This window comes from Pelomonas nitida, assembly GCF_043555975.1.
Classification (GTDB): domain Bacteria; phylum Pseudomonadota; class Gammaproteobacteria; order Burkholderiales; family Burkholderiaceae_C; genus Pelomonas; species Pelomonas nitida.
The window spans coordinates 43,052-51,315 of the sequence record NZ_JBIGIA010000025.1 but is presented as its reverse complement, the minus strand read 5'-3'; the positions used below and the strand labels follow the sequence as shown (position 1 = coordinate 51,315).

General features: G+C 68.4%; 8 protein-coding genes. 4 read left to right on the top strand and 4 right to left on the bottom strand.

The features are described from left to right. Nucleotides 1-211 precede the first annotated feature (211 nt). The gene (locus tag ACG00X_RS22495; protein ID WP_394491791.1) at nt 212-1,345 is read left to right on the top strand and encodes a beta-ketoacyl-ACP synthase III; all 1,134 of its coding nucleotides are present in this window, start codon (nt 212-214) and stop codon (nt 1,343-1,345) included. Nucleotides 1,346-1,364: 19 nt separating this feature from the next. On the opposite strand, the gene ACG00X_RS22490 is transcribed toward ACG00X_RS22495, so the two are convergent. Further along, nucleotides 1,365-2,903 (bottom strand): methyl-accepting chemotaxis protein, encoded by a 1,539-nt coding sequence (locus ACG00X_RS22490; protein WP_394491789.1) that lies wholly within the window; start codon nt 2,901-2,903, stop codon nt 1,365-1,367. 9 nt (nt 2,904-2,912) lie between these two features. Beyond that, the gene (locus ACG00X_RS22485) at nt 2,913-3,716 is read right to left on the bottom strand and encodes a transporter (protein WP_394491787.1); all 804 of its coding nucleotides are present in this window, start codon (nt 3,714-3,716) and stop codon (nt 2,913-2,915) included. Between the two features lie 186 nt (nt 3,717-3,902). Between ACG00X_RS22485 and sbcB the strand changes: the two genes are divergently transcribed. The 3 genes from sbcB (at nt 3,903) to ACG00X_RS22470 (ending at nt 6,739) form a co-directional block, all read left to right on the top strand. After that, nucleotides 3,903-5,336, top strand: a complete 1,434-nt coding sequence (sbcB, locus tag ACG00X_RS22480; RefSeq protein WP_394491785.1) for an exodeoxyribonuclease I — start codon at nt 3,903-3,905, stop codon at nt 5,334-5,336. 83 nt (nt 5,337-5,419) lie between these two features. Continuing rightward, entirely contained in the window at nt 5,420-6,352 is a 933-nt protein-coding gene (locus ACG00X_RS22475; protein ID WP_394491782.1) for a GGDEF domain-containing protein, read from the top strand. Between the two features lie 114 nt (nt 6,353-6,466). Next, entirely contained in the window at nt 6,467-6,739 is a 273-nt protein-coding gene (locus ACG00X_RS22470) for a hypothetical protein (RefSeq protein WP_394491780.1), read from the top strand. Between the two features lie 54 nt (nt 6,740-6,793). Here the strand turns inward: ACG00X_RS22470 and ACG00X_RS22465 are convergent, their stop codons facing one another. Both ACG00X_RS22465 and ACG00X_RS22460 read right to left on the bottom strand, forming a co-directional pair. Continuing rightward, nucleotides 6,794-7,186: a ribbon-helix-helix domain-containing protein gene (locus tag ACG00X_RS22465; RefSeq protein WP_394491778.1), complete on the bottom strand. Its 393-nt coding sequence runs from the start codon at nt 7,184-7,186 to the stop codon at nt 6,794-6,796. A 276-nt stretch (nt 7,187-7,462) separates the two neighbouring features. Continuing rightward, nucleotides 7,463-8,041: a DJ-1/PfpI family protein gene (locus ACG00X_RS22460; RefSeq protein ID WP_394491776.1), complete on the bottom strand. Its 579-nt coding sequence runs from the start codon at nt 8,039-8,041 to the stop codon at nt 7,463-7,465. Nucleotides 8,042-8,264: the final 223 nt, after the last annotated feature.

Below are 8,264 nucleotides of genomic sequence, written 5' to 3'. Positions count from 1 at the left end.
GTTGGGCCTGCAAGGGGGCTGATCCGTCGTTGCAAATGCTCGCTGGACATCGAGTCCAGCTCCGCTTTGCGCCTCGGCTGAGCCCCCTTGCAGGCCCAACGCGCTCCAGGCCCAAAGTCCGACAGCCTCCTGGTGCGTAGAGAAGTCGAGCGATCGCATCGATAAAATTTGAGCCTTCGTACTTCAACAGGCGGCGGCTTCCGTCTTCAATATGCAAGCTTCATTCCCGCCCGTGGTCATCAGCGGCACCGGCCTGTACCGGCCCCCGCATGTCATCACCAACGCCGAACTGGTCGAGGCCTTCAACCGCTACGCCGATCTGCAGAACGAGCAGCATGCGGCGGAGATCGCGGCCGGCGAGCGCGCCGCGCTGACGCATTCCAGCGTCGAGTTCATCGAGAAGGCCTCCGGCATCAAGCAGCGCTACGTCATCGAGAAAGACGGCGTGCTGGACCCGACGCGCATGTATCCGCGCTTCACGCCACGTGGCGACGAAGAACTCTCGCTGATGGCCGAGATCGCCGTCGACGCCGCGAAGAAGGCGCTCGCGCAGGCCGGCAAGACCGGCGCGGACATCGACGCTGTGCTTTGTTCGAGTGCCAACATGCAGCGGGCCTACCCGGCGATGGCTGTTGAGATCCAGCAGGCGCTGGGCGCAGGCGGCTACGGCTTCGACATGAACGTGGCGTGCTCGTCGGCCACCTTCGCGCTGGAGCAGGCCTTCAACGCCGTGCGTACCGGGGCGTCGAAATGCGTGCTGGTCGTGAACCCGGAAATCACGTCGGCCCACCTGGAGTGGCGCGACCGTGACTGCCACTTCATCTTCGGGGACGTCTGCACGGCGCTGATCGTCGAACGCGCCGACACGGCCACCGGGCCGGACCAGTGGGAGATCCTCGGCACGCAGCTGGCCACGCAGTTCAGCAGCAACATCCGCAACAACTTCGGCTTCATGAACCGCGCCGAGGACCGTGACGCCGACGCCCGCGACCTGACCTTCTATCAGGAGGGACGCAAGGTCTTCAAGGAAGTGGTGCCGATGGCGGCCGCTCACATCGAGACCCATCTCGGCAAGCTGGGGCTGGAGCCCACCCAGATGCGGCGCTACTGGCTGCATCAGGCCAATCAGGGCATGAACCAGCTCGTCATCAAGAAGCTCGTCGGCGCGGATGCCGGCGACGACGTCGCGCCGCTGATCCTGAACGAATACGCGAACACCGCGTCGGCGGGCTCCATCATTGCGTTCCATCACCATCGCGCCGACCTGAAGCCCGGCGATGCCGGCGTGATCTGCTCGTTCGGTGCGGGCTATTCGATCGGCAGCGTCGTGGTGCGCAAGCGCTGAAGGCGCGGCGCGGGGCACGTCAGCCCCGCAGCTTGAAGCGCGCGACCAGATCCAGCAGCCGCTTGGCGTGGTCGCGCAGCGTCTGCGCGGCGGCGGCGCTCTGCTCTGCCAGCGCCGCGTTCTGGTGGGTGGTCTGGTCGAGCTGGAGCACGGCGGCGCGCACGGCCGCGAGGCTGGCCGCCTGCTCGCGGTTGGCGGTATTGACGTCGTGGATCAGCGCGGCCACCTTGCCGAACTCGGCCACCGTGCGCTGCACGGTGTCGCCCGCACGGCCAACGGTCGCGGTGCCTTCCTGCACGCGCGCGACGCTGCTGTCGATCAAGGCCTTGATCTCGTGGGCTGCGTCGGCCGAGCGCTTGGCCAGCGACCGCACCTCGGACGCCACCACCGCGAAGCCGCGCCCCTGTTCGCCCGCGCGGGCGGCCTCGACGGCAGCGTTCAGCGCCAGGATGTTGGTCTGGAAAGCGATGCCGTCGATGAGGGTGATGATGTCGGCGATGCGGCTCGAGCTGGTGGCGATCTCGGCCATCGTGCGCACGGTCTCCGACACGGCCTGGCCGCCCTCCTGCGCCACCTCTGACGCCTGACGGGCGAGTTCGGAGGCGCGGTCGGTGTTGCTGGCGCTCTGTTCCAGCATGCCGGTCAGCCGCTGCAGCGTGGCGGCGGATTCCTCCAGCTGGCTGGCCTGCGCCTCGGTGCGCTGGCTCAGCTGCAGGCTGCCGGACGCGATCTCGCCGGAGTCGGTGGCCACGAGCTGCGCGTTCTGGCGCACTTCGCCGACCAGATGGGCCAGATGCTCGGCCATTTGGCCCAGCGCCTGCAGCAACTCGCCGGTTTCATCGCGATAGTCGTGGCGGATGTCCTGCGTCAGGTCGCCAGCGGCCACGTGGTTGGCGTGGCGTACCGCTCGGTTCAGCGGCACCGTGATGTGGCGCACCGTGACCAGCGCGATCACCAGCAGCAATGCGGCGCCGGCGGCCGCTGCGGCGACCAGCCACCAGCGTGCCCGCAGCGCGACGGCCTGGCCGGCTTCGTCTTCCTCGGCGGCATGGTTCTCGATGGCGTCGCTGAGCTTCTCCATCGCGGTTTCCAGCGCCTTGAAGGCGGCGTTGAAGGCTGCCATCTGTTGCTCTGCGGCCGGCGGATCGGTGTCGGACAGCGTGACGACGTTGGCGGTGCTCGTGATGTAGCCCTGCAGTTCGGCCCGCGCCGCCTTGACGTCGGCGAGGATGGCAGGCGGCAGCGACTGGCGGCCGAGGAAATCGATGTGCTGCTCGAGCGCCTGCGTGTGCTCGGCCAGGTCTTTGCGGAGTTCGGCCATCGCTGCGGAATTGCGCCGCTGCCCGTGGTACATCGCGCCGAGCGCATCGGCGCGCAGCGCGTCGTGCATCATGTCGGCCTCCACCTGCGCCCGCAGCGCGCCGTTGGCGCCCGCCACGCGTGCAGCGGTCGCACTCATCTGGTCAAGGGCGAGATAGCCGACGATGGCGACGACCACGAAGAAGGCGAGGCCGATGCCGCTCAGCGCCAGCAGCCGGTGACGGATGGTCATGCGCATGGGTTCTCCTCAGAATCTGGCCGACAGGCCGAGCGTCCAGCCGAAGTCGGGGGCCGCGGTGCTCAGCCCGCGCGAGGCGGCGATGTCGATCTGCAGGTCGGGGCTCAGCAGACAGGCCAGGCCGGTGTCCAGCGTCGTGGCCTGGCCGCCATGCCGCTTGGAGGTCAGCTGTTGCCCGGAGACCTCGATGAATCCGCGCAAGCGCTGCGTGAAGGACTTGCCCACGACGCCCGCCAGGATGCCGCCGATGTAGCGGCCCGAGGCGTCGCGATCCTGGTAGAGGCCCGGCATCAGCCCTGCGGTCCAGCCGCCTGCGAATTCCCATTCGGCCACCATGCGCAGCGAGGGGCGCAGCCCGTCGCCGCGGAAGGGCCCCGAGCCTGAATCGATGTCGACATGCAACAGCCAGCCGATGCCAGGTGTCATGCGCTCCTCGTCGCCGTCGCGCTGGTGCCACTTGATGCCGATGGCGGTGTCCGCCCAGCCGGACTCGCGGTAGACGCCGCTGGCGTCGCTGCTGCGCGCGCGCAGCCGGCCATCGGTTTCGACGCGCAACTCCAGCGAGTCCGAGATGCCGATGCGCAGCAGCGTGGGCGTCGAGCTCAGGCGGGCTGTGGTGCCGGCCTGGCGTTGTCGCTCCCCCGCGATGCTGGTTTCGATCTGCAGGCGGCCACGGCCGACGACGTCGCTCGACTCGACGAAGTCAGGCCGGTCCGTGGCCAGAGGCTCGTCCGCGGCGTGGGCCGAGAGCACGGGCGTGCTCATCATCACCAAGGCGATCAGCGGGGAGACCCGCCGGATGGGCTTGCGCATGTCGACCTCCCGTCCCAGGCGCTGGGGCCGGGCCACTCTATCGAACCCCCTGGGGCGGCGCTAGGCTTGCGGGCGGCAGGCGTGTGGCGTATTTGAAAGGCTTGGCGCGTGGGCGCGACGTTGTGGCCTCAAGGCTTGCGGCGAGCTTTCTGCGGGTGCCACGGTGGCATCCGCTATCGTGACGGCATGAGCGACCTGACCTTTTTCTGGCACGACTACGAGACCTTCGGCCGCGTGCCGCGCCGCGACCGGCCCGCCCAGTTCGCCGGCCTGCGCACCGACGCCGAACTCAACGAGATCGGCGAGCCGCTGATGCTGTATTGCCAGCCGGCGCCCGACTACCTGCCCGACCCCGAGTCCTGCCTGCTCACGGGCATCCTGCCGCAGCACTGCCTGCAGCAGGGCGTGCCCGAGCATGAGTTCGCCGCCGCGATCGAGGCGGTGCTGGCGCAGCGCGGCACCGTGGGCGTGGGCTACAACAGCATTCGCTTCGACGACGAGGTCACGCGGCACCTGTTCTGGCGCAGCCTCATCGACCCCTATGCGCGCGAATGGCAGAACGGCTGCGGCCGCTGGGACCTGCTGGACGTCGTGCGTTGTGCCTATGCCTTGCGGCCGGATGGCCTGGTCTGGCCCCGCCACGAGGACGGTCGACCGAGCTTCAAGCTCGAGCACCTGACCGTGGCCAATGGCGTGGCGCACGAGGCGGCGCACGATGCCTTGTCCGACGTGCGGGCCACGGTGGCGCTGGCCCGCAAGCTGCGCGAGGCGCAGCCCAAGCTGTGGGAGTTCTGCGTCAAGCTGCGCAGCAAGCAAGCCGTGTGGGACGAGATCGGCGTGGGCAAGCCTTTTCTGCACATCTCGGGCATGTACGGGCCGGAGCGCGGCTGTGTCGCCGTGGTCTGGCCGCTGGCGCCGCACCCGACGAACAAGAACGAGCTGATCGTGTGGGACTGCGCGACCTCGCCCGAGGAGCTGCTGACGCTGAACGCCGAGACCATCCGCGCCCGCATGTTCACAAAGCAGGACGCCTTGCCGGAGGGCGTCACGCGGCTGCCCATCAAGACCATCCACGTCAACAAGTCGCCCATCGTCATCGGCAACCTCAAGACGCTCAGCCCCGAGATGGCGGCGAAGTGGGGGCTGGACATGGAGGCGCAGCTCGCCCATGCACGGCTGCTGGCGGCCAAGGGGCGCTTGCTGGACGGCCTGTGGGTCGACGTCTTCGAGCGCGAGCCGTTCGCGGCGGCGGACGTGGACGAAGACCTCTACGGTGGCTTCATCGGCAACGAGGATCGCCGCGCATTGAACCGCGTGCGCACCACCTCGCCCGAGCAACTGGCCGAGCGTGCGGCGCAGGGCAAGCTGGCCTTCCAGGACAAGCGGCTGGATGAACTCGTGTTCCGCTGGCGCGCGCGTAACTTCGCGCAGAGCCTGTCGGTCGAGGAGGCGGAGCGCTGGCAGGCGCACCTCGCGGCGCGCCTGCACGACGGGGAGGGCGGTGCGCTGACGCTGTCGGCCTTCATGGAGCGCATCGACGATCTGGGCGAGTCGGCCGACGAGCGCGGCGAGCAGATTCTGTCGGCCCTGTACGACTACGCGGAACAGATCGCGCCTTGAGGCGCCGCGGCGGCCGGCGCGATGGTCGAAAGCGGGGAGTCCTGCGATAGTCGGGCTTGGCAATAAGACCTGAGGAGACTTACATGAGCAGCGCTGCAACCGCCTCCACCGATGACTCCACCTCTGCCCGGCTGCGGGCGCTGCTGGTCCGGGCGCCGACGGCCGTGGCCTTCGTGTCCGGCCAGCGATTCGAGCTCGTCAGCGAGGAGTTCAACCATCTCTTCGGACACGGCGACGACAGTGACTTGAGCGGCCAGAACACGCGCGCCGTCCACACGACCGACCTCGCCCATGCCGGGTTGCACGAGCGCGCCGCCGCCGCCTTCGCGGCGGGGCGGCCGCTCGACGAAGAGATCGAGTACGTCAAGCGTGACGGCCACCGTTTCTGGGGTCGCCTGCAGGCGACTCCGGTGAACTGGGATATCCCGGCGGGCGAGTCGCTGTGGATCGTCGAGGACGTGACGACGGCGCGCGCTCAGCGCCTGCAGCCGACCTGGACGGCCAAGCACGACGCCGTCACGGAGCTGGCCAACCGCCGCGAATTCGAGCGCCGGCTGGCGGAACATGTCGGCAGCCGCCGCAGCGAGCCGGTGTCGGTGCTCTGGCTGGACGTCGACAAGTTTGCCGATGTCGTCAGCGGCATGGGCCCGGAGGTGGGCGACCATTTCCTCTATGGCCTGGGCCAGATGCTGATCAGCAAGGTGCGGGCGTCCGACTTGGTGTCCCGACTCGAGGACGACCACTTCGCCATCCTGCTGCCCGATTGCGACCAGCACTACGCGCAGATCATCGCCGAGAAGATCCGCGCCGCCGTGGCGGCCTACCGGCTGCGCTGGGGCCTGCATCGCACGCGCGTGAAGGCGTCGATCGGCGTCGTGCAGATCCACGCCACGCTGTCCACCGTCGATGCCGTGCTGGGCGCTGGCGCACTGGCCTGCACCGAGGCCAAGGCGGCGGGCGGCGACAGCGTGCGGGTGTTCGTGTCGGCCGGTGGTTTCGAGGAACTGGCGGGCTGATTTCACGCCTCGGCTGCCGCTGATGGGGGAATCAGCGGTGGTTTTCACCGAATGTTCTAAAGTTCGGGCTGGCGCTGCCGATGTACGGCTCAGCGCCGCACCGCTGAAGCTTTCATGAACGTCCCGTTGTCCACCGCCCTGAATGGCATCTCGTCCGCCAACGAGCGGTTGCGTGCGGCTGCGTCCAACATCGCCAACCTGGCCACCAGCAACCAGTACCGCGCGACGACCGAGCCCACCAACGTCGACAAGGTGCCGGCGCGCGAGATCAATCCGGCCAGCGACATCGTGGAGCAGCAGTCGGCCGCTTATGCGTTCGTCGCCAACCTGAAGGTGCTGCAGACGCAGTTGAACACGACAGGCGCGCTGCTCGACATCAAGGCCTGAGCCCCACCCGCGCGACGAAAGCGGCCCACCACGGGCCGTTTTTTTGTTGGGCGTTCATGGTGTGGAGGGCTGCACCTCGGCCGGCGCCGTGCGTTGGCTGGCCCAACGCGTGGGCAGATCGCGCAGCACGGCTTTCGCGTCCAGCGTGCGTAGCGGGATCGCCACGTCCGTCGGGATGCGCTGCTGCGCCAGCAAGGCCATGTAGCGCAGCGCCGACACGCGCAGGAACGACGCGAAGTTGCCGACGGCGCCGCGTGCCTGCACCAGCTCGTCGTGCAGCTTCTCGATGAGCTGCACGACGCTCATGCCGTCGCGCGCGGCGATGTCCTCCAGCACCTCCCAGTGCAGGTTTTCGAGCCGGACGCTGGTGATCACGCCGTGCAGCCGAACGGAGCGCGTGCGCGACTCGTAGGACTCGGGGTTGGCGCTGACGAAGACTTCGCACATGGGTCACCTCCTAGCCCGGATATGTCGCGAGGTACGCGGGAATTGCGTGGATGCCAGGCGCCGGGGGATGCCCCGAGACGGCCGCAGCCAATGCCCGTAGGCATTGGCGAGGAGTTGAGGGGCAGCCGACAAGCCTGGCGCCGCGCAAGCCCGCGTAGGCCCGTGAAGCCAAAGTAGATATCGCGTTGAACGGCGAAACCGCTGTGTTCATCAGTGTTGCAGGTCGGAGGGGCCTGCCTCGCGAAATATCCGGGCTTGTGCCATTCTGCGCCGCGATCAGTGACTGATGCGCGTGCCCAGCGCGGTCAGGAACTGCGCGATCCAGGCCGGGTGTGCGGGCCAGGCGGGCGCCGTCACGAAATTGCCGTCGGTGACGGCCTGATCGACCGGGATGCTGGCGTAGCTGGCCCCGGCCAGTTCCACCTCGGCGGCGCAGGCCGGGTAGGCCGAGATCTTGCGGCCGCGGATGACGCCGGCGGCGGCCAGCAACTGTGCGCCATGGCAGATGGCGGCGATGGGCTTGTTGGCCTTCGCGAAGTGCTGCACCAGCGGCAGCACGCCGGCCACCGTGCGCAGGTACTCGGGCGCGCGGCCGCCGGGGATGACGAGGCCGTCGTAGTCGGCCGGCTGCACGGCGTCAAAGCTCGCGTTCAGCGTGAAGCGGTGGCCGGGCTTCTCGGAGTAGGTCTGTGCGCCTTCGAAGTCGTGGACGGCCGTCAGCACGAAGTCGCCGGTCGCCTTGCCTGGGCAGACGGCATCCACCTGATGCCCCACGGCCAGCAAGGCCTGGCAGGGCACCATGATTTCGTAGTCCTCGACGTAGTCGCCCGCGAGCAGCAGCAGCTTCTTTCCCATGCGTGTCTCCTGGAGATTGGAAACTGGATTCTGGGAACTGCGCGGCCCGGGCGGGTAGTAGCGGGTTGTTCTTGGGGGCGGTGCGCGGTTCACCCCGTTTTGCGCGCGGCTGCGTACAAGCAGAAGTCCTATTCCTGCGAAGGTCCCGCCATGAACTCACCGCAACGCCGGCGGCAACGTGCCGGCGCCGGCCGCGCGCTGATGATGGCGCGTCTGGTGCCCC

What these genes read in the sequence shown, in the direction of transcription:
- ACG00X_RS22495 (WP_394491791.1), top strand. Translation starts at nt 212, where the DNA reads ATGCAAGCTTCATTCCCGCCCGTGGTCATCAGCGGCACCGGCCTGTAC.
- ACG00X_RS22490 (WP_394491789.1), bottom strand. Translation starts at nt 2,903, where the DNA reads ATGCGCATGACCATCCGTCACCGGCTGCTGGCGCTGAGCGGCATCGGC.
- ACG00X_RS22485 (WP_394491787.1), bottom strand. Translation starts at nt 3,716, where the DNA reads ATGCGCAAGCCCATCCGGCGGGTCTCCCCGCTGATCGCCTTGGTGATG.
- sbcB (WP_394491785.1), top strand. Translation starts at nt 3,903, where the DNA reads ATGAGCGACCTGACCTTTTTCTGGCACGACTACGAGACCTTCGGCCGC.
- ACG00X_RS22475 (WP_394491782.1), top strand. Translation starts at nt 5,420, where the DNA reads ATGAGCAGCGCTGCAACCGCCTCCACCGATGACTCCACCTCTGCCCGG.
- ACG00X_RS22470 (WP_394491780.1), top strand. Translation starts at nt 6,467, where the DNA reads ATGAACGTCCCGTTGTCCACCGCCCTGAATGGCATCTCGTCCGCCAAC.
- ACG00X_RS22465 (WP_394491778.1), bottom strand. Translation starts at nt 7,186, where the DNA reads ATGTGCGAAGTCTTCGTCAGCGCCAACCCCGAGTCCTACGAGTCGCGC.
- ACG00X_RS22460 (WP_394491776.1), bottom strand. Translation starts at nt 8,041, where the DNA reads ATGGGAAAGAAGCTGCTGCTGCTCGCGGGCGACTACGTCGAGGACTAC.